This window comes from Rheinheimera sp. MM224 (assembly GCF_947090785.1).
Classification (GTDB): Bacteria; Pseudomonadota; Gammaproteobacteria; order Enterobacterales; family Alteromonadaceae; genus Pararheinheimera.
The window spans coordinates 450170-470754 of sequence record NZ_OX352320.1; the positions used below are offsets into that span (position 1 = coordinate 450170).

Here is a 20585-nt window from a genome sequence, read left to right on the forward strand (position 1 = left end):
TATGAAGAAGTTGATGCAAGCCACAGAAAACGGCCAGCGTTATGAATTGTACAGCGCCACTGCGATGCCACAGGCTGCGGGCTTTTTATGGAACAAGGTCATGATGATCCAGCAAAACTGCCGTGGTTATGCCACAGCGCAGTTTATGCAGCCAGAGCCAGCCAAATATGCCCATGCGCCGAACTTAGAAGCTAAAACTTTTATGCAGCCGGAGCAGCCGTATTACGCTCATCATCCGGGCCGTTTTGTGTATATCAAAGATGAAAACAGCGGTGAAATCTGGTCTGTGCCTTACGAGCCGGTACGCAAAGAAGCCCAAAACTTTGTGTTTTCAGCTGGCCAGTCGGATATCCGCTGGCAGTTGACGCTGGACTCCGGTTTAACTGTGGAATGGTTGTTAACCTTAACACCGGATCAACCGCTGGAGTTATGGCAGCTGACGGTACGCAACGATTCAAATCAGAACCGTTCTTTAAGCCTGTATCCGTATTTCCCGGTCGGTTATATGTCCTGGATGAACCAGTCTGGCCGTTATGATGCCGATTTAAAAGCTATTATCTGCTCATCAGTGACGCCTTATCAAAAGTACCCGGATTACTTTAAAAACAAATTCTTAAAAGACAAAACCTTCTTGTTGGCCGAGCGCACTCCGGATTTCTGGGAAGTGAACCAGCAACACTTCGAAGGGCAGGGCGGTTTACATGCACCTTCTGCAGTGCAGCAGCCGTTTTTAGCTTGTGGTGATTCGGATTACGAAACGCCAGCTTGTGTGATGCAATACAGAGTGTCTTTAGCAACAGGCCAAACAGAGCAGTATCGTTTTGTGTTTGGTCCTGCTTATGACAAAGCTGAAGTTGCGCAAATTCGTCAGCAAGTGTTTGGCACGCCAGAGAGCTTTGCTCAAATTCAACAGGCTTATGCGGCTTATGTAGCCCAGGCAGTGCCTTGTCTGGAAATAGACACGCCGGACCAGGAGCTGAATAACTATGTCAACCACTGGCTGGCGCGTCAGGTGTATTACCATGGCGACGTGAACCGTTTAACCACAGATCCACAAACCCGTAATTATTTGCAGGATAATATGGGCATGAGCTATCTGGCTCCTGCTGTGGCACGTCAGGCCTTTTTAACTGCTTTATCGCAGCAGCATCTGTCGGGTGAAATGCCGGACGGTATCTTGTTGCACAAAGACGCCGAACTGAAATACATCAATCAGGTGCCTCATACCGACCAATGTGTCTGGTTACCTGTCTGTATCAGTGCTTATCTGGCTGAAACCAATGATTACGCGCTTTTAAGCGAAAAAGTAGCCTATAAAGATTCTGCCGAGCTGCACACTGTGGCTGAGCATATCCACCGCGCTATGGGCTGGTTATGGCTGAAAAAAGACGAACGTTGCTTAAGTTATATTGAGCAGGGCGACTGGTGTGACCCAATGAATATGGTGGGTTACAAAGGCAAAGGTGTATCGGGTTGGCTGAGCTTAGCAGCAGCTTATGCACTGAATGTTTGGGCGCAAATTTGCCGTGATTTAAATTTTGACGAACAAGCCGCTTTGTATCAGCAACAGGCTAGTGAATTTAATGCCGCCGTAAATAAGTATTTATGGGATGGCAACTGGTATGGCCGTGGTATTACAGACGATAACGTGGTGTTTGGTATCAGCAAAGATACCGAAGGCCGTATTTATCTGAACCCACAAAGCTGGGCTTTATTGAGCGGCGCTGCCAACAGCGAACAACAGCAGCAACTGTTAAAAGCCGTAGAGCAGCAATTGCATACGCCTTATGGCCCGCAAATGCTGGCGCCTGCTTACACAGCCATGCGTGAAGACGTAGGCCGTGTTACCCAGAAATACCCGGGTTCAGCAGAAAACGGCTCTGTGTATAACCATGCTGCGGCTTTTTATCTGTTTGCTTTGTATCAGGTGAATCAAGCCGACAAAGCCTATCAGGTATTAAAACAAATGCTGCCGTCGGACGATCCACAGGATCAGTTACAACGGGGTCAGTTGCCGGTATTTATTCCAAATTATTACCGTGGCGCTTACCAGACTTTACCGCGCACTGCAGGTCGCTCCAGCCAGCTGTTTAATACAGGCACAGTGCACTGGGTGTATCGTTGTTTAGTCGAAGGTTTGTTTGGCGTGAAAGGCGACCAACAAGGTTTAACTTTGGCACCTCAACTGCCAGCCAGTTGGAATAAAGCCTCAGTGTTACGCCGTTTCCGTGGCGCAGACTTCTATATCCGTTTTGAACGTGTTGCTGATGTCAAAGCGCCAACACTCTGGCTGGACGGTAAGCTGCAGGCGGAGTTGGCGGTACGCAATATCACAGCAGGCCAAAGTTACCAGTTGCTGGTGCAATTGCCGCTTTAAGGCTGTGGGCGAAGAGCAAAAAGGCAAAGGGCTAAATAAAAGGAATAGCTATGATCCGTATAGGTTTATTAGGTGCAGCACGCATTGCCGATCGGGCTATTATTCAGCCTGCTGCCTTGCGCTCTGATGTAGTCATTGCAGCAGTGGCTGCATCGAATCTTGAAAAAGCTCAGGCTTTTGCCCAGCAGTTTGATATAGAACTGGCTTTAGGCAGTTATGACGAGCTACTGGCCCGTGATGATATAGACCTGATTTACAACGCTTTACCACCTTCTTTGCATGCAGAGTGGTCCATCAAAGCTCTGCTGCTTGGCAAACACGTCTTGTGTGAAAAGCCTTTTGCAATGGATGTGGAAGAAGCCAAAGCTATGGTGGCGGCGGCTGATGCCAGTGGCCGTTTACTGATTGAAGGCTATCACTACCGCTTTCATCCGGTGTTTGCGGAAGTAGAGCGGTTAGTCGCCAGCGGCGAGCTCGGCACTATTCACACAGTGCGCAGCAATTTTTCGGTGCGTATTGCCGAAACACCAGGTTCTTTGCGTCATAACGTACCTTTAGGTGGTGGCGCTTTAATGGATTTAGGCTGCTACCCACTGCACTGGTTACGCACTTTATATGGCAGCACACCAGAGATTTTATGGGCCGACGCCATTTGCCCTAAACCTCAACTCGACAGCAGCTTCGAGCTTCGTATGCAGTTCCCAAACGGCCCGCTTTGTTATGTCGGCTGCTCGATGAGCGAACATTTAAACCGCCAACACGACGCTTATTTGTGCCTCGAAGGCGACAAAGCCCAACTGGAAGTCTTTAACCTGGTTGCCCCACATCAGGGCCACCACTTACGACTCACCAAATACGGCGAAGCCCACGACTATCAAATGAACGGCGACTCCACCTACGACCACCAACTAGCTCACGTAGTCGCCTGCATCAAAGGCGAAACCAAACCGCTGACAGGTGGCCGTGATGCCATAGAGCAGATGCAACTGATTGATGATGCGTATAAAACTGCGGGCTTATTGCCGCGGGGGCTTTGTAGGTAGTTTTGGGATTTACTGCTGAATTTGGAAGCCGCTTTTTATAGCGGCTTTTTATTCGCCGCCATCCATGGCGCTCACCCTAAAGGGCCATCGTCGCTGCGCTCCAATGTTAAAAAACATTCCAGATGTTTTTTTATTTTAGAGTCGAAGCATAAAAGTGTTGTGACGTTCTAATTGAGTAGAAAGCAGTCCCTCAATAGCTCTCTTTCTTCTTTGCGGATACCAGCTTGTTGGGCAAGGCTTTCCCACTTTGAGACGGCCTTTAACAATCTTTGGTGGATAGCCTGGACTTCCTCTAATTTCTGAGGAACGTAAAGTACCGACCAATATAGGATCAATTGACTCAGTCCAATCAGCGTAAACGCAGATATCCATAATCTGGCGCTCTTATTTTTTATTGAGCAATTGGATGTCTTGTAGCTTTCTTCCCAGCTCGTCATCAAATGCAACTTTAGTTAGGTCGTCCACCAGGCCGAGGCAGGCTAATACGTTGACGTAGTGGCCAAGCGAAACGGAAGGATCACCCTTTAATATTTTTCTTAGCGTCGGTTTAGATAAGCCTGTTCTGCTGTGCATCATCTCTTGGGTAATGCCGCGCCGCTTCATCGCCAGCGTTAAGTTTTCACCCAAGATGCTTAACACCTTTTTGTGTTTTGGAAAAACGACAGCGGTGCGCTTTGTTTTTGATTCGATAGTATTCATAGTGAAACTATATTTTCTCTAATCAGGAATTAATGAAATTATAGTTTCATTTTTGACTTTAAGCAAAGTGGCAAATCGATGTCCTTAACTGAATTGATGTGAAACTAAAATTACCTTTTGTGCTTTGTTGTGAAACTATAGTTTCCTTTCGTCCGATTTTAAGCTGTAAATTATCAAATTGCTAAAAACTCGGAGTAGTGCGAGTCTTGACTCGTGAGCAGTTGATGTTGATTTGAGTGAAATATCAATTTCATGTGTCGGATTTATTATGATTTTTTCGACATGAAAGGGAAAGCTGGACAGTTTTTATTGAATCACCACCGGTTCTTCACGCGCATATTCATTGCTTTGGCTTTACTCATCTGGGCTTATTGTGAGCTCTGGACACCCATCTTAGCGAGATGGGATATATTTGTTTTTTTCAAATCCCACAGCATCACTTAAAGCCGTGTAGTTCTTCAAATGGCAACGTTAAGCTAATAATAAAGCTAGATTTTATAGCCTGAACCATCAAAGATTGATATCTTAAATGGGTAAATATGGACTAAAAGTCAACACAGAAGGCGCTATTGATGGGAAGCAATTTTAGTAACTTCGATTTCCTCAAACATCACGACGAATTGCTGCTGCGCTTAGCGCAAACAGCCGAGTTATGTTTTGTTCCAGACCCGAATACCACCCTGGTCAAAATGCGTCAGTTAGGTGAGGAATTAGCGAAGAATATTGCGGCTCGTGTAGGTGTTGTATTTGGCAAAGACATTAAGCAAATCGATTTACTACGTGATCTAGATTATGCCCTAAAGCTTGACCCTCGTATCAAAGATGCTTTTCATACCGTGCGTAAATTAGGTAACGATGCCAACCACGACATCACGTCGAGCAACCATCGAGACGCTCTGCAGTCGCTGCAAATTGGTCATGCTTTGAGTGTTTGGTATCACCAACTTTATGGTGGAGAAACTGCAAAAGGGTTCAAGCCAGCGCCCTTTATTAAACCAAAAGATCCTTCCGATGAAGTTCGAATTCTTGAAGAGAGAATGATCGAGCTTGAGCGTCAGCAGCAAGTAGCTTGTGAGCGCCTTGCAGCAGCCGAAGCACTAAAACAGCTAGAACGACAAAAAGCTGAAGCAGAGCTCAAACGTGCAGAACAAATGGCGGCTGACAGTAAAGTTTGGGAGGAGATGGCAACAGAGCAAGAAGCTAAACTCAATGAATACAGAGCTAAAATGGCCGCGGCCAATCTTCAGTTGTTTGCCACGTTCAAAGCCAAAGATCAAAAAGCCCAGCAGCAAGAAATTAAGCGGGTCGAGAAACTACCTTTCCATTTAGATGAAGCTGAAACCCGCATCATTATTGATAAGCAGCTGAATGAAGCTGGTTGGAAAGCCGATACCGTCAACTTAAAGTTCTCAAAAGGGGCGCGCCCCGTTGCGAATGAAAACAGAGCAATCGCCGAATGGCCCACAGCCTCTGGCCCTGCCGATTATGTGTTGTTTATGGGGTTTACCCCGGTTGCGGTGGTGGAAGCCAAAAAAAGCGCCAAAAACGTCTATGGTTCTATCGATCAAGCGAAACGTTATGCCAAAGGCTTGGAAACCAAAAATGCATTCACTATAGAAACCAGTTGGGGCGACTTCAAAGTCCCACTGACGTTTGCAACAAATGGTCGTCCATACCTGAAGCAACTCGAACAAGAGAGTGGTATCTGGTTCTTAGATATTCGCGACAATGCCAATCGTCGTAAAGCCCTCAAAGGCTGGTATTCACCTGCTGAAATTAAACTGTTTTTGAAGCAAACTCCTGAGCAAGCAGAACAAAAGCTTGATGCCATGGCCTTTAATTACGACTTAAAGCTACGAGACTACCAAGTCAACGCCATTAAGGCGGTCGAGCAAAGTATTAAAGACGGCAAAGATCGTGCGCTGGTTGCGATGGCCACAGGGACCGGTAAAACTAAAACCTGTATTGCCTTGGTGTATCGTCTGCTTAAATCGGAGCGGTTTCGCCGCATTTTGTTTTTGGTTGACCGCTCTGCGCTGGGTGAACAAGCAACCAATGATTTTAAAGAAGTGCGCTTAGAGCACCTACAAACCTTCGCCGACACTTTTGATTTGATGGGCCTAAAAGACATCAAACCAGACGATAGCACCAAAGTGCATGTTGCCACTGTGCAAGGTTTGGTGCAGCGCATTTTATACACCTCAGATAACGACACTAAACCTGGTGTTGGCCAATACGACTGTATTGTGGTTGATGAATGTCACCGCGGTTATTTACTCGACCGAGAGCTCAGTGATACAGAAATTGTATTCCGCGACCAAAAAGACTACCAGTCCAAATACCGCTCGGTGATTGATTATTTTGATGCCTTTAAAATTGGTTTAACGGCAACGCCAGCACTGCATACAGTCGATATCTTTGGTGAGCCGGTGTTTAGTTACAGCTATACCGAAGCTGTGGTTGATGGACACTTAAATGACCATTTACCACCAGTACGAATTCACACCAAGCTTGCCGAGCAGGGCATTCACTACGAAGTGAACGAAGAAGTGAAGGTGTACGATGTCGTAAATAACGATATCAAAATTTATAACACGCCAGATGAGCTCGATTTTGATGTGGCGGAATTTAACCGCAAGGTTATGGCGCCAAACTTTACCAAAGTGGTGACCAAATGGCTGATTGAAAGCGATGCAATCAATCCATACTCCGATGCCAAAACATTGGTGTTTTGCGTCACCGATAAGCACGCCGATGAAGTGGTTGAAGCTTTTAAGCAAGCTTGTGAGGACTACCTCGGTGAAGTAGACGATGACGCCATTCAGAAAATTACCGGCGCATCCGACAAACCGCTTGAGAAAATTCGTCTCTATAAAAATGACCGTTTACCCAATATTGCTGTAACTGTCGATTTGCTGACCACCGGCATCGACGTGCCAAAAATTTGTAATCTGGTGTTTTTACGCCGCGTAAACAGTCGGATTTTATTCGAGCAAATGTTAGGCCGCGCCACGCGTTTGTGCCCGGAAATTGGCAAAGGCCCGTTTCGAATTTACGATGCTGTCGATATTTACAAACAACTGGAAAACGTCAACACCATGAAGCCGGTGGTGACCAATGTAAATATCGATTTCGCTGCACTCGAACATGAAATGGCAAACAGCCACAGCGAAGATTTACAAGCGCTGGCCAAAAACCAATTTATTGCCAAGTTACAAGTCAAACGGCGCCATTTAAGCCCTGAGCAACACAGCAAATTTGAAACCATTGCCGGGCAACCGCCGGAGCAATTCATCAAAGAATTAAAAGCCATGCCACCAGCGCAAGTTGCTGAGTGGTTTACCAAGCATCCAGGTCTAGGTGAGTTGTTAGACGAGCGTATCAAAGGCGGTAGTGGCGGCAATCCGCTCTATATTTCTGACCATGAAGATGAAGTAACCAACATCACCACCGGTTACGGCGAAGGTCAAAAACCTGAAGATTACTTGCGCGCTTTTAATGATTTTATTAATGCCAATAGCAACCGCTTGCTCGCAATTCAAACAGTGGTGCAAGCCCCTTGGCAATTAACTCGGCAAAACCTCAAAGAACTGGCGGTATTGCTTGAACAAAATAAATTTAGAGAACAAGATCTGCAGGTTGCTTGGCATGAAGTAAAAAAAGAAGATATTGCCGCCCGCATTATTGGCTTTATACGCCAAGCCGCGATCGGTGAGGCGTTAATTCCATTCGAACAACGAGTGGATGCAGCGCTGCAGCATATTCTGGCAAGCCAAACGTGGAAAACACCACAAATTGAATGGCTGAACACTATTGCCAAACAAATGAAAGCCACAACCATTGTGGATGAAGCTGCTTTAGACCAAGGCCTGTTTCAACATATAGGCGGCACTAAACGCGCCAACAAGCTCTTTGAACAACCGGTGACGAATGTGCTGCAGATGTTCAACAAAGCCCTTTGGCAAAGTGATATTAGTAAATCCGCATAATTAAAGGGGCGTTCGCCCTTTATTTAGTTAGCAACAATATTAGGTAAACACATGAGTACTCAAGATCTGGTCGCCAAGCTTTGGAACCTTTGTAACTTATTACGTGATGATGGCGTCACCTACCATGAATACATCAATGAATTAACCTATTTAGTCTTTTTAAAAATGGTGCAAGAAACCGGCCGTGAAGACAATATCCCTGAAGGGTACCGCTGGGCCGATTTAGAGCATTATGATGCCGCAACCCGCCTCGAAGAGTACAAAAAGTTACTGATCCACTTAGGCTCGCATGGCTCCAAAATTACCAACGCTATTTATGCCAATGCCAGCACCGTCATTCGTAAACCTGCCACCTTAAGTAAACTGGTCAGTGAAATTGATAAACTCGATTGGTACAGCGCCAAAACCGAAGGTTTAGGCGACATGTACGAAGGCCTGTTAGAGATTAACGCCGGTGAGAAAAAATCAGGCGCAGGCCAATACTTCACGCCGCGGGTGTTAATTAATGGCATGGTTGAATTAATGAAGCCAAGCTTAGATGACGTGATTGTTGATCCAACAGCTGGTACCGGCGGCTTTTTAATTGCCGCTCACCACTATATCACCGAGCATAATGACGTCCGTTCACTGAATGAAACCGCCTACGACAAATACCAGCACAAAACCTTTTTTGGTATGGAGTTAGTGCCAGATACACGCCGCCTGGCCATGATGAACCTGATGCTGCACGACCTGGCGGTTGATGATGAAAACTCGGGTATTTTATACGGGGACACCTTATCCAACGAAGGTAAAGCCTTACCGCCAGCAAGCCTGATATTAGCTAACCCGCCATTTGGCACCAAGCAAGGTGGTGGTGTGCCCACGCGTGATGACTTAATCACCTACACCAGTAATAAGCAGCTGGCCTTTTTACATTTAATGTATTTGCGCATGTTAAAGCCTGGCGGCCGCGCCGCTGTGGTGTTGCCCGACAATGTGTTGTTCGAAGGCTCTACCGGCCAAACCATTCGCCGGGACTTAATGGAAAAATGCAACCTGCACACTATTTTGCGCTTACCTACCGGTATTTTTTATGCCGCTGGCGTAAAAACCAATGTGTTGTTTTTCTCTAAGCCCAAGGATCCAAAACAAGACAAAGGTCAAACCAAAAATGTCTGGGTGTATGACTTACGCTCTAACATGCCACAATTTGGTAAACGTACCGTTTTAACTAAGGCGCACTTTGACGAGTTTTATCAAGCAGTAGGTAGTGATTTAACCACAGTAGATGAAGCATCCCGCCATGCTTTTATCCAGAATCACAAAAATGGCAGTGACATTGGCAACGTCGATACTTGCCGCCTGCGCTGCTTTAGCCGTGAAGACATTGCCAAAAAAGACGATTCACTCGATTTAGCCTGGATCCGCGACGATAGCGCCGAAGATAGTGCCAACTTACCAGAGCCTGATGTGTTAATTGGTAAAGCTCTGGAGGAAATGGTGGGGGCTATGCTGGAGCTGAAAGCGATTTTAGTTGAGCTGGGTGCTGCCGAAGAAACTGACGAGGTGGTGCTGTGAGTGAGTTGCCGAAGGGGTGGGTCTTAACTCAACTTGGAAATTATATTCAGGTCAAAAATGGATATGCCTTCAAAAGCTCAGACTATATAACACCAGATCAAAACTCCGTACCAGTTATTAGAATCTCTGACATTCAAAATGGAATTGCATCTACTCAAAATGCATCCTACATATCCAAAGAATTCGCGTTCGACAACTTCAAAGTCAGCAAAGGTGACTTATTAATCGCTATGTCGGGAGCTACCACAGGTAAAACAGGGGTATTTAATGAGGATTGTGAAGCGTATCAAAATCAACGGGTTGGGAATATTAAGTTTCTGTCAGAAAACTTTGGCTGCAGTGGTTACAGAAACTACTTGGTAGAGTTTTTAACAGATGAAATTTTAAAAAAAGCTTATGGTGCAGCACAACCTAATATTTCTGGAAATGCTATTGAAGAGCTCATCGTTCCTATTGCTCCCCTAAATGAACAAATCCGCATAGCAGATAAGCTGGATTCAATTCTGGCAAAAGTCAATAAGGCCCAAGAACGCCTTGAAAAAATCCCTGGCATCCTAAAACGCTTCCGCCAATCCGTCTTCGCCGCCGCCACATCCGGCGAGTTGACTAGGGAGTGGCGAGGGAATGATGCAATTGTTACTACTGGTATTCCAGGGCTCTCTATCCCCGTTGAATGGCGATTTTGCACTGTTGAAGATATCGGTGTTGTTAAAGGAGGTAAGAGATTACCCAAGGGCGATGAACTTACTGAGAACAATACCGGATTTCCATATATACGAGCTGGGCAACTAAAAAATGGAACAGTAGTTCAAGGAGACAGCGCAAGGAATAAGCAGATGTTTCTCGAGCCTAAGACTCAAGCACAAATCAAACGATATACCGTCAATGAGGGGGATGTATATTTGACTATTGTGGGTGCTTCTATTGGTGATGCTGGAGTTATTCCTCATGCTTTGCACCGGGCTAACTTAACAGAGAATGCTGCAAAAATTACCAATTTTGACGAAAGGATCAACGCTGAGTATTTATCAATTTGGCTTAGAAGTGAACGACTGCAAGAATTAATTCAATTGGAGATTAAATCCGGTGCACAAGGGAAGCTTGCCCTAAAAAGAATAAATACCTTGCCCGTACCGCTCCCCTCCATTGATGAACAGCATGAAATTGTCAGCATTGTTGCAGCGTTGTTATCCCATGCTGAAGCACTAGATAAATGTTATCAAAATGTAAAATTACGTGTTGATCGTTTAACGCAATCCATTCTGGCTAAAGCCTTCCGTGGTGAACTGGTAGAGCAAAATCCTGAGGATGAACCCGCCGACAAGCTACTTGAACGAATCAAAAAGCAACAACTTGAAGGGCCAAAGGCAACTAGACAAACTCGCAAACCAGCAGCAAAAGTAACTCCTTCAGTTGATGCGGTTGAAAATGATGTTGAATTAGCCAGACCAGAAAGTGAAATTTTTGCTCTATTGAAAAAGACAAGTGGCGAGTTATCCGCACAGCAGATTATGGAACAGTTAACTGATAAAACGTTTAGACAAGTCGACACACTTTTCACCGAGTTGAAACACTTACTCGAGACAAAGGCTATTACCAAAGTTGGGATTGGTGAAGCCTGCATGTTTAAGGCTGTTAAAAGATGAAGTTAGATTACCTAACCATTCGCTCGGGTTTTAAAAATATCAGCAATTTGAAGGTGGATTTTGATGAGAGCCATCTGCTAACTGTATTGGTTGGACGCAATGGTTCGGGTAAGTCAAATATCATTGAAGCGCTGGTAAAAATATTCCGCGCTTTAGATTTAGGGGAGCTTGCGCCTTTTAGTTATGAGTTAGTTTACTCGCTTGGTGCGGAAAACCGCATTTGGGTAAAGGTTGATGCCGACCCAGCATATGGCAACACATCGATATCGCAGCATCAAATAGAAGTGACTGAAAAGCATGACTTACATGCCATGCCTACTTGGAGTAAAGTATCACTGGCCAAAGTGCAGCGTGATAATGACGGCCAATCGCCTTATTTACCGAAACACCTTTTTGCTTATTACTCTGGTCCAAGCGACCGGCTTGAGGGCTTATTTGTAAAGCATCGAACTAATTTTTATAACAAATTACTGAACGATAAAGTAAAAATTGAAGAGGAAGTCAGGCCTCTGTTTTACGCTAAGCCTTATCATAGTCAATTTGTGTTATTGGCCTTTTTTCTAAGTGGTCAAAGTGAGGAAGGGCGCAAGTTTTTAGAAACGCAGTTGGGTATCAAGCGGTTTCACTCAGCACACTTTGTGTTCAAAAAACCTTCATGGTTTCAAAATAAAAATAAAGATGACACGTTTTGGGGCGCTCGAGGTGTCGTTAGACAGTTTTTAGATCTGTTATTGCCGAATACTTATGGTGTCGTTAGGACAGGAGCAGATTATGAATTTGTTCATTTATATCTACCTGATTTAGCTTCACTTAATAACGCTGCGAAAGGCCTGGGTCCGAAGAATTTTTTCAAAATGCTTGAAAGCACGCTGCTCTCGGACTTGATCTCGAGTGTGCATGTAAAAGTGGTACTAAATAACGATGAGATTGTGAGCTTCAGTGAGTTAAGCGAAGGTGAGCAGCAGTTGCTTACTGTGTTTGGTTTACTGCAGTTTACAGCTGAGTCTGATTCATTGTTTTTACTCGATGAACCAGACACTCATTTAAACCCCGCCTGGGCTGCAAAATACCATGCGTTTCTAAACCGGTTTATTCCCAATAAAAACCACTGCCATATAGTGATGGTTACTCACCATCCACTGGCTATTGCTGAACTTAATAAAGAGCAAATCCAAGTATTACATCGCGACTCCAATGGATTGTCATATGCCGAACAACCAGCTGAAAGCCCGATTGGTATGGGTGTCAACGGCATCTTAACCAGCGACATGTTTGGTATGGCGACAACGCTTGATCAGCACACCAGCAAGGTGATCGAAGAGCGGCGGAAAATTTTAGAAAAAGAACAGTTGAATGAAGAAGATAAGTTAAAGCTGCGACAGCTGAATTCTTCGTTGGAACGATTAGGGTATGGCTACACGCACCCCGACGAGGATTATCGTCAGTTTCTTATTGAACGGAAAAAAGCCATGCATGCCATGGAATTGAAATCGATCGATACCACTGAAATCCGCATGCAGATTGTTCAGCAAATACTTAAAGAACGAGGGTATTTGGTTTGAGATTTATTGATCCCGCATTAATTCCTGCATGCAAACCAGCTGATTGGGATATCAAAAGCGCTCGATGGCTAGCTCGAGTTGCTGCCGCTCAAGATAAATCCAACGAAATTGAAAAACTAAAAAATCCCTGGAAATATTTTAAGGTGAATTTTGCGAATACTTTTGGTGACAAGTGTTGGTATACCGAAGCTGCACGTGTCGGAACAACCAATGATGTTGATCATTTTCGTCCGAAAAATGCTGTCAAAGACCAATTTGGTCGACATGTTTCCCGTACAAACGCTGTAGGTGTTGTCGAATATGCAAATTATTGGTGGTTGGCTTATGAACCACTGAATTATCGCTATTCGTGCATATTTAGTAATAGGGCCAATGGAGATGGGGGGAAACAAGAGTTTTTCCCGTTAGAAGATGAGACAACTCGAGCGTGGACTCCTACCTGTCCTTACATTAGGGAAGATGTCTCATTCCTAGATCCATGTGACAGTAATGACGTTCAGTTAATTGCTTTCGATGTAACAGTGGGCATGGCTGAGCCACGATTTAGCGAAAAGCAAGATCCAAAAGCATTCAGACGTTTTCAACTAAGCAAGAAATACTACAACCTCAATGAAAAGACGATTGTCGACGCGCGAATGGAAGTGCTCACAGAGCTAAGCAAAGATCTTAATCTTTTAGAGTTAACGTGGAGTTTTGATCCAGCTATTAAAGCGACAATGGAACAGGCATTAAATGCAGCGAAAGAGGGAATTGTTAATAAATGCTCGCGCCTATCTAAGTTTTCGGCAGCAGCTGTTGCCTTGGTTAAAACAAAACAAGCTGAGCCTTGGCTTGCCGATGTTTTGCCTTTACTAGATCTTTCCCCTTAAGGTCGTCCTTAGTAGGTGTTTGGAAGATGCTTGTTTGGTTTTCTTTTTTGGGAGTTTAGCGACCAATTTATGGACATGAATCATTTAAATAGGGATGTGAAAATACCATGAGAAATCAAACACTAAAAATAGAAAACCTCGCCGGAATTGAATACTACGGAAGCGCAGGGATAACAGCGCGATGCTTAACCGCACTCACAATGGTGATTCAATCTGGTGGTGACATCATAACAAGAGCCTTTTGGCTTTCCGACGTTGATAGCAGCTCCAAGTGCGGCACTCATTGCTTGTTATTGTGGCCAGAATCAAGTGACCCTATTGTCATTAAATCTGGTTTTTCATCAGGGTATGGCGGTGAGGGCCCGCGTGGCCTTTCCAGTGCGCTGCAGATCCTCATTCGTCACAATATCGACATTGAAGAGTATGAAGTAGATGCGAGCTTTATCCAACGAGTTGATAGTTCATGTTTGACACTCGCCGACTTGGAGCTGTTTGAAACATTGCGACCAGTGAGACCTACCAGGTATTACGACTACATCTTGCTTAGAGAGGATGAGCGAGGTTCCTACAATGACAATGTAGTTAAAGCGCTCTTCGCAAAAAATATCCCCTTTGCGCTGATTGATAACCGCATTATGGATCTGGCCATTGATCTGAGTAACAACTCAGATGCCAATCTAATGACCTGTTATCGCCGTTTAGAAGACATTATCCGAAAAAGAACAGGTATGGAGGGGGAAAGCGGCTCCAAGTTATTCTCCCAAGCATTTCTAAGTAACGATGCACCACTGTTTTGGCCTGAAGTGCCAGAGGCTGAAGCCAAAGGCCGTGCCGCGCTTTTTACCGGTGTGTACATGGCCTATCGGAATAGCCGAGCTCACAAAGAAACCCACACAACAATCGACGATGCAATTCGAGAGTTTTTACTGTTAAACCAATTATTTATCCTTGAAAGTCAAACACGGCAACGACAGGTTGTATAAGTGTAACGAATAGCGGAATGCGTCAACCGATGTGCTGAAGGTTCGTAACTGGCTCAGTGTTGTTGATGACATGTGACCTGTCCCCCAGATTTTAGAACTGTCATGAGAGTTATTGGCATAATTTTACATTTCAAAAGGTTATGCCATTTTATTCACTCCAAAGTCACCACTGTGAACCCTGTGGACCAGACAGCGGTTACCGTCCTCCTCATTTACTCAATGTTCATTTGAGTACAAAACCCAATTGAAATGACACTACAAAAGCAGGTTTTAACGCTGTTTCTTCCACTCCGTAAACATCTTCTCAGTAATACCCAGTCCAATGGTTGAACCGGTGTGAAGTTGTTCTAAATCACTCAGTGCCATGCTTACAAATTTGTCAGCAGATGGAATGTTATTGTCTGCACAGTACTGTTCGGGATACTGAGTATATAAGCCTACTCAAAAAGTTCTAATGCAGGTTGCAGCCCGTTCGTTTCATAGAGAAGTGTTTTTGCTTGGGAGTTTGTCGTATTTTTGCTAAGCTGGATGCAACGTATCTTGGAGGTGCCTTGTGCCAAAGTTAAGGTTAAAGCAACAGGTTGAGCAACTAATCAATAGCGCTAAGCAGGATGTCTTTTTGCGCGCTGATTTTGAACAATTGGGTGGCTATGACCAGGTAGGACGGGCGCTTCGGGAGTTAGTTGCTGACGGTAAGTTACTAAAAATTGGTTACGGCTTATATGCCAAAGCCCGGATCAGTAGCATCACGGGCAAACCTATGCTGGCATCTGTTGGTGGTTTTAAGATGGTATCTGAACAAGCCCTGGAGCGATTAGGGGTAGCCTGGCAACCATCAGATGAACTGGTGCGCTACAACAAAGGTGAGACTACTCAGGTTCCTGTGAATGCTAAAGTTATTGTCAAAAAACGTTTCAACCGCAAAATTTCTCTACGCAATATGCAGCTTCAGGTCGAGCAGCGTTCATGACGCTGCCCGAACCGTTGATTTTTGCTGAGGTTGCAGATTTTCTTAATATCACAGACCCTGCTATTGTCGAAAAAGATTACTTCCTGTTGCAACTGCTTCGCTTGCTCAGTACCACCGATACAGAGGGATATAAGTTAGTATTCGCGGGTGGTACCTGTTTGGCTAAGGTGTATAAACACACACACCGAATGTCTGAAGACATAGATTTAAAGTTGGTGCCTGACGATGCCACAAAGCAATTAAGTCATTCTGCGCAAAGAACACTTAGAAAACGCATCCACCTTAATATTACGAATCAATTACTCAGCAGCGGGCTTTTTACTCAGAGCCAGGATGCTGTTATCCGAAATGAGCGTCGTTTTTTCCAGTTGCTGCTCAATTATCCAAATTCATACCCTTCGAGTGACGCACTCCGGACGCATATTCAATTAGAACTGACCGAGTCTGAGCTGTTACAGCCTGCCGCTTTCCACTCTGTCAGTTCGCTTTATGCTGATGTGAAAAATCTGGCACCAGAGGTTGAAAAGTTTGCTTGTGTCTCTCTTGTATCCACCGCTGCTGAAAAACTGATTTCGCTATTACGCAGAACGGCATTAACTGCCCGTTATGCTGAGCGCCAAGATGATGATCAGTTAATTCGCCATGCTTACGATCTTTATCAGATCCAAGCTGAGCTTGTAGGCAAAGCAGAATTTAAGCAGTTAATTGACGTGGTGATAGCGACTGATGTTGCTCAGTTTGGCGAACAACACCCTGAGTTCAGAGCAGATCCTGGCAGTGAATTGCTCTTTGGCTTGGCGCAGTTAGAAGAATCCAAATACGCTGAACGTTATAAACGATTTATTGGGCCTTTAGTGTATCACCCACAGCCTGTGGCCTGGAGCGAAGCGCTTAAAACAGTGCAACTGCTAACAAAGCAACATCTTGGCTGATTGCTGTATTAAGCTCTCTTTACTCATGTGGATAAGGACAAAATAGAATAATGGTCTCTAAACCTAAGTGCTATAAGGACATAAATTTAGCTAATAAGGACATTTCTTACTGGTTTGTCTCTATGTCTTTTTGAATAAGGACACTTGAGCCAAGGTGCTGGAGATGAAGTAAAACATTTTGCGATGGACTGCCAGAAAGGGTCTTTGCTTGAGCTAAGATCAAGCAAAGACTTTAACCAGCTTTATGAGTAGAGGTTTATTTTAAGCTTCTGATTTTATTCGATATTTTGTATTTGTTCTCTCATCTGCTCAATTAAAACTTTAAGTTCCACCGCTGTATTTGTGATCTCTGTTGAGATTGCTTTAGAGGACAAAGTGTTCGCTTCGCGGTTGAATTCCTGCATCATAAAATCGAGGCGGCGGCCTATGGCTCCGCCTTGTTTTAGGCTGTGGCGGGTTTCTTTGATATGAGCGTCTAAACGGTCCAGTTCTTCTGCCACGTCAGATTTTTGCGCTAAAAAGGCCATTTCCTGCTCGAGGCGGTTTTGGTCCAGTTCGGCTTTTACTTCCTGCAGGCGGTTGAGCATTTTGTCGCGTTGCCATTGCAGTGCTTGTGGTAAATGGGTGCGTAAGGTGCTGACATGAGTGGAGATTTGATCCAGACGGTCGCGGATCATTTGCTCTATAGCCACACCTTCACGGCCACGGCCTGCAACGAAGTCGACTAAGGCGGCGTCAAAAGCGGCCATCAGTTCGGCTTGTAAGCTGTCGATATCTTCTTCCTGAGTTTCCATCACACCAGGCCAACGCAGAATATCGACCACGTTTAATTGGGCTTTGCCGCTTTGCTCGGCTAATACACTGGCGCTTTGCATCAGTTGTTTGGCCAAAGCTTCGTTAATTTTTAACTCGCCAGCTGTGTTCGACGCGCTGTATTTCAGGTTGATTTCCAGTTTGCCGCGGTGCAGTTTCTGCCGCAGTTTGTCGCGTAATAAACCTTCTAAGCAACGAAACTGTTCTGGCAGGCGGAAATAGCTTTCCAGATAACGTTGGTTAACGGAGCGGATTTCCCAAACGGCATTGCCCCAGCTGGCACGAATTTCGTGGCGGGCATAAGCGGTCATACTGTGGATCATAAGTGGGTCCTGAAAACAAAATAAAACCGAGTATACCCGTCTTAATTGAAGCTGCAACTTTGTTGGCTGAAACTGGTTATAGAATGGCCGTTAACCAGGATTCAAACGCCTTGCCGCAATTACTTAGCGTATAGATGGCACAGCAAGGGTGAAATCCCTATAATGAAGCACTTTTAATATCAGGTTGAGGCTTCACCATGCGTCCTAGCGGCAGAACAGCGAGTCAAATTCGTCCTATTACTTTCACCCGTCAATTTACGGCTCATGCTGAAGGTTCAGTATTGGTTGAGTTTGGTAACACCAAAGTTATTTGTACTGCCAGCGTGATTGAAGGTGTGCCACGTTTTATGAAAGGCCAGGGCAAAGGCTGGATCACAGCTGAATATGGCATGTTGCCACGTGCAACTCATACCCGTAACGACCGTGAAGCGGCTCGTGGTAAACAGGGTGGCCGTACTATGGAAATTCAGCGTCTGATTGGCCGCGCTTTGCGTACTGCTGTTGATTTAAAACTGTTGGGTGAGAACACTATTACTATCGACTGTGACGTGATCCAGGCCGATGGTGGCACCCGCACTGCGTCTATTACCGGTGCTTGTGTGGCTTTAGTGGATGCGCTGAATTTTATGCGCGCTAAAGGCATGATCAAAACCAACCCGTTGAATTTTATGGTCGCTGCAGTTTCTGTTGGTGTTTACAAAGGCACTGCTGTTGCCGATTTAGACTACGCCGAAGATTCAAACGCTGAAACCGATATGAATATCGTCATGACTGAAACCGGCAAAATCATCGAAATTCAGGGCACGGCCGAAGAAGCGCCATTTAGCTTTGAAGAAATGCAGCAGATGATGGAATTAGGCAAACACGCCATCCGTGAAATTATCGACGAACAAAAACGCGTTTTAGCTTAAGTTTCGCTTAAGGTTTTGAGGTCACACTAAGTTATGAAACAGTTTCAAAAAGACTTTATTGAATTTGCATTGTCGCGTCAGGTACTGAAGTTTGGCAGTTTTACGCTGAAATCCGGCCGTACCAGCCCGTACTTTTTTAACGCAGGTTTATTTAATACAGGTGGCGACTTAGCTCGTTTAGGCCGGTTTTATGCCGCTGCTTTAGAAGACGCTGGCGTAGAGTTTGACCTGCTGTTTGGCCCTGCCTACAAAGGTATTCCTATAGCAACGACTACAGCTGTGGCTTTGTTTGATCAGTACGGTAAAGATGTGCCTTATTGTTTCAACCGCAAAGAAGCGAAAACCCATGGTGAAGGCGGCAACTTAGTCGGCTCGCCTTTACAGGGTAAAGTGATGCTGGTGGATGATGTGATCACGGCCGGTACTGCTATTCGTGAATCGATGCAGCTGATCCAGGCACAGGGCGCCAGTTTAAGTGGTGTGCTGATTGCGCTCGACCGTCAGGAAAAAGGCCAGGGCGAACTTTCAGCTATTCAGGAAGTCGAACGCGACTTTGGCACTCAAGTAGTTTCTATCATTTGTTTAAACGACTTAATCAACTACCTGCAAGGCAAACCAGAGCTGGCTCAGTATCTAGAAGCTGTGTCTGCGTACCGTGCCCAATATGGTGTTAGCTAGGCTGTAAGCTGGTTTTATTAAGGACAAGGTATGAGTAAGCCAAACGGCACAGGTTTTGGACGTATTATTAAAGCTGCGGATTGTAGCCGTAAAGGTTTTACTGCAGCTTGGGTGAACGAAGCCGCCTTTCGTCAGGAAGCCGGGCTTACTTTAGCTGCTATTCCTTTTGCCTGGTATTTAGCTGCTGATTTTGGTCACTTTGCTATTTTGATGGGGGTTTGGTTACTGGTGATTATTGTTGAGTTACTCAACTCAGCCATTGAAGCCTTAACCGACCGTGTCAGTTTAGAGCGACATGAATTATCAGGCCGCGCTAAAGATATGGGCTCTGCCGCTGTGACTTCAGCTTTGGCGTTCGTCACATTAGTTTGGGCAGCCGCCATCTGGCAGAAATTCTCATAACCCTTCGTACTTGAAGCCGTAGCTTTGTTGACTACGCTTGTAGCCCCAGTCACATAGGACAACTATGCTCCTGGGGTCTCCTTCACTTGTCGCCTCGCCACAACTCCAATTACTTTGGCTTAATGGCTTTGTTTGAGTTAATTGTGTTTAAACAGAAAACAAAAACCGGTCAACTTTAAACTGACCGGTTTTTTTTATCTCTGGCTTTTAAACAGCAATCTTTAAACCGTGAATAAGGTTTTCTGCAGTAAAGCCCATTGGTTAGGCCATTGAGCTGTTGGCAAACGGGCAAAACCTGAACGGACAAATTGCTGCATTTTGCCTTCACAAATGCCCAGCAACAGGTTGGCTAAATCACCTTCATCCACAGGAAAACTTTTACCCTCACGTAACTTACGTTCGCGTAGACATTGTTTTAGCTGAGTTTCCAGCTTTTCATACAAGGCGCTGATGCGCTCCTGCAAACGCTCCTGTTCACCCTGTAAGGCATCGCCGGTCAGAATGCGGCAGATACCAGGGTTGCGCTCGGCGAAGATCAGCAACAGCTGCATAATCAGCTCAATGCGCTGCTCGGTTTGTTTGTGCTCCTGCACTATCGCATTAATACGCGACAACAAGGTGTCTTCAATAAAGTCGATCAAGCCTTCAAACATCCGGGCTTTGCTAGGGAAATGCCGGTACAAAGCCGCTTCGGATACACCCACCTGAGCAGCCAAAGCTGCTGTGGTGATACGCTGGCCCGCATGGCTTTGCAGCATAGCGGCCAGAGCCTGCAAAATATCTTCTTTGCGGTTGGGACGTTTTGTCGTTGCCATGGATATCCTTGTC

16 protein-coding genes are annotated in these 20585 nt (G+C 45.2%); 13 read left to right on the forward strand and 3 right to left on the reverse strand.

From position 1 onward, the window contains the following. Nucleotide 1: 1 nt before the first annotated feature. Together OM978_RS02185 and OM978_RS02190 are read left to right on the forward strand one after the other, a co-directional pair. Entirely contained in the window at nucleotides 2–2377 is a 2376-nt protein-coding gene (locus tag OM978_RS02185) for a GH36-type glycosyl hydrolase domain-containing protein (protein ID WP_264345196.1), read from the forward strand. A 50-nt stretch (nucleotides 2378–2427) separates the two neighbouring features. Continuing rightward, nucleotides 2428–3420, forward strand: coding sequence for a Gfo/Idh/MocA family protein (locus tag OM978_RS02190; protein ID WP_264345198.1), 993 nt, complete (start codon nucleotides 2428–2430; stop codon nucleotides 3418–3420). A 384-nt stretch (nucleotides 3421–3804) separates the two neighbouring features. Here the strand turns inward: OM978_RS02190 and OM978_RS02195 are convergent, their stop codons facing one another. Next, nucleotides 3805–4119: a helix-turn-helix domain-containing protein gene (locus OM978_RS02195; RefSeq protein WP_264345200.1), complete on the reverse strand. Its 315-nt coding sequence runs from the start codon at nucleotides 4117–4119 to the stop codon at nucleotides 3805–3807. A 572-nt stretch (nucleotides 4120–4691) separates the two neighbouring features. Between OM978_RS02195 and hsdR the strand changes: the two genes are divergently transcribed. The 8 genes from hsdR (at nucleotide 4692) to OM978_RS02235 (ending at nucleotide 16630) form a co-directional block, all read left to right on the forward strand. Beyond that, complete coding sequence (gene hsdR, locus OM978_RS02200) at nucleotides 4692–8108, forward strand: type I restriction-modification system endonuclease (RefSeq protein WP_264345202.1); 3417 nt, start codon at nucleotides 4692–4694, stop codon at nucleotides 8106–8108. 51 nt (nucleotides 8109–8159) lie between these two features. Next, nucleotides 8160–9668 carry a type I restriction-modification system subunit M gene (locus OM978_RS02205; RefSeq protein WP_264345204.1) on the forward strand — a complete coding sequence of 503 codons (1509 nt, stop codon included), beginning with the start codon at nucleotides 8160–8162 and terminating at the stop codon, nucleotides 9666–9668. Further along, nucleotides 9665–11314: a restriction endonuclease subunit S gene (locus OM978_RS02210; protein WP_264345206.1), complete on the forward strand. Its 1650-nt coding sequence runs from the start codon at nucleotides 9665–9667 to the stop codon at nucleotides 11312–11314. The genes OM978_RS02205 and OM978_RS02210 overlap by 4 nt, the downstream gene beginning before the upstream one ends. Further along, nucleotides 11311–12876, forward strand: coding sequence for an AAA family ATPase (locus OM978_RS02215; RefSeq protein ID WP_264345208.1), 1566 nt, complete (start codon nucleotides 11311–11313; stop codon nucleotides 12874–12876). The genes OM978_RS02210 and OM978_RS02215 overlap by 4 nt, the downstream gene beginning before the upstream one ends. Beyond that, nucleotides 12873–13745: a hypothetical protein gene (locus tag OM978_RS02220; RefSeq protein WP_264345210.1), complete on the forward strand. Its 873-nt coding sequence runs from the start codon at nucleotides 12873–12875 to the stop codon at nucleotides 13743–13745. Before OM978_RS02215 ends, OM978_RS02220 begins: the two co-directional genes overlap by 4 nt. A 107-nt stretch (nucleotides 13746–13852) precedes the next feature. Next, entirely contained in the window at nucleotides 13853–14728 is an 876-nt protein-coding gene (locus OM978_RS02225; protein WP_264345212.1) for a TIGR02391 family protein, read from the forward strand. A gap of 553 nt (nucleotides 14729–15281) precedes the next feature. Continuing rightward, a complete protein-coding gene (locus OM978_RS02230) occupies nucleotides 15282–15698 on the forward strand; it encodes an S-adenosylhomocysteine hydrolase (RefSeq protein ID WP_264345214.1) in 417 nt (138 codons plus the stop codon). Beyond that, nucleotides 15695–16630 carry a nucleotidyl transferase AbiEii/AbiGii toxin family protein gene (locus OM978_RS02235; protein WP_264345216.1) on the forward strand — a complete coding sequence of 312 codons (936 nt, stop codon included), beginning with the start codon at nucleotides 15695–15697 and terminating at the stop codon, nucleotides 16628–16630. The genes OM978_RS02230 and OM978_RS02235 overlap by 4 nt, the downstream gene beginning before the upstream one ends. A 275-nt stretch (nucleotides 16631–16905) precedes the next feature. Here the strand turns inward: OM978_RS02235 and OM978_RS02240 are convergent, their stop codons facing one another. Beyond that, a complete protein-coding gene (locus tag OM978_RS02240) occupies nucleotides 16906–17766 on the reverse strand; it encodes a YicC/YloC family endoribonuclease (RefSeq protein WP_233007465.1) in 861 nt (286 codons plus the stop codon). A 197-nt stretch (nucleotides 17767–17963) separates the two neighbouring features. Here OM978_RS02240 and rph point away from each other — a divergent pair, with 197 nt between their 5' ends. The 3 genes from rph to OM978_RS02255 are packed head-to-tail and all read left to right on the forward strand — an operon-like array spanning nucleotide 17964 to nucleotide 19757. After that, the gene (gene rph, locus OM978_RS02245) at nucleotides 17964–18677 is read left to right on the forward strand and encodes a ribonuclease PH (protein ID WP_127019779.1); all 714 of its coding nucleotides are present in this window, start codon (nucleotides 17964–17966) and stop codon (nucleotides 18675–18677) included. A gap of 33 nt (nucleotides 18678–18710) precedes the next feature. Continuing rightward, entirely contained in the window at nucleotides 18711–19355 is a 645-nt protein-coding gene (pyrE, locus tag OM978_RS02250; RefSeq protein ID WP_127019781.1) for an orotate phosphoribosyltransferase, read from the forward strand. Nucleotides 19356–19385: 30 nt separating this feature from the next. After that, nucleotides 19386–19757, forward strand: coding sequence for a diacylglycerol kinase (locus tag OM978_RS02255; protein WP_264345221.1), 372 nt, complete (start codon nucleotides 19386–19388; stop codon nucleotides 19755–19757). A 221-nt stretch (nucleotides 19758–19978) separates the two neighbouring features. Here the strand turns inward: OM978_RS02255 and slmA are convergent, their stop codons facing one another. After that, entirely contained in the window at nucleotides 19979–20572 is a 594-nt protein-coding gene (slmA, locus tag OM978_RS02260; RefSeq protein WP_046518824.1) for a nucleoid occlusion factor SlmA, read from the reverse strand. Nucleotides 20573–20585: the final 13 nt, after the last annotated feature.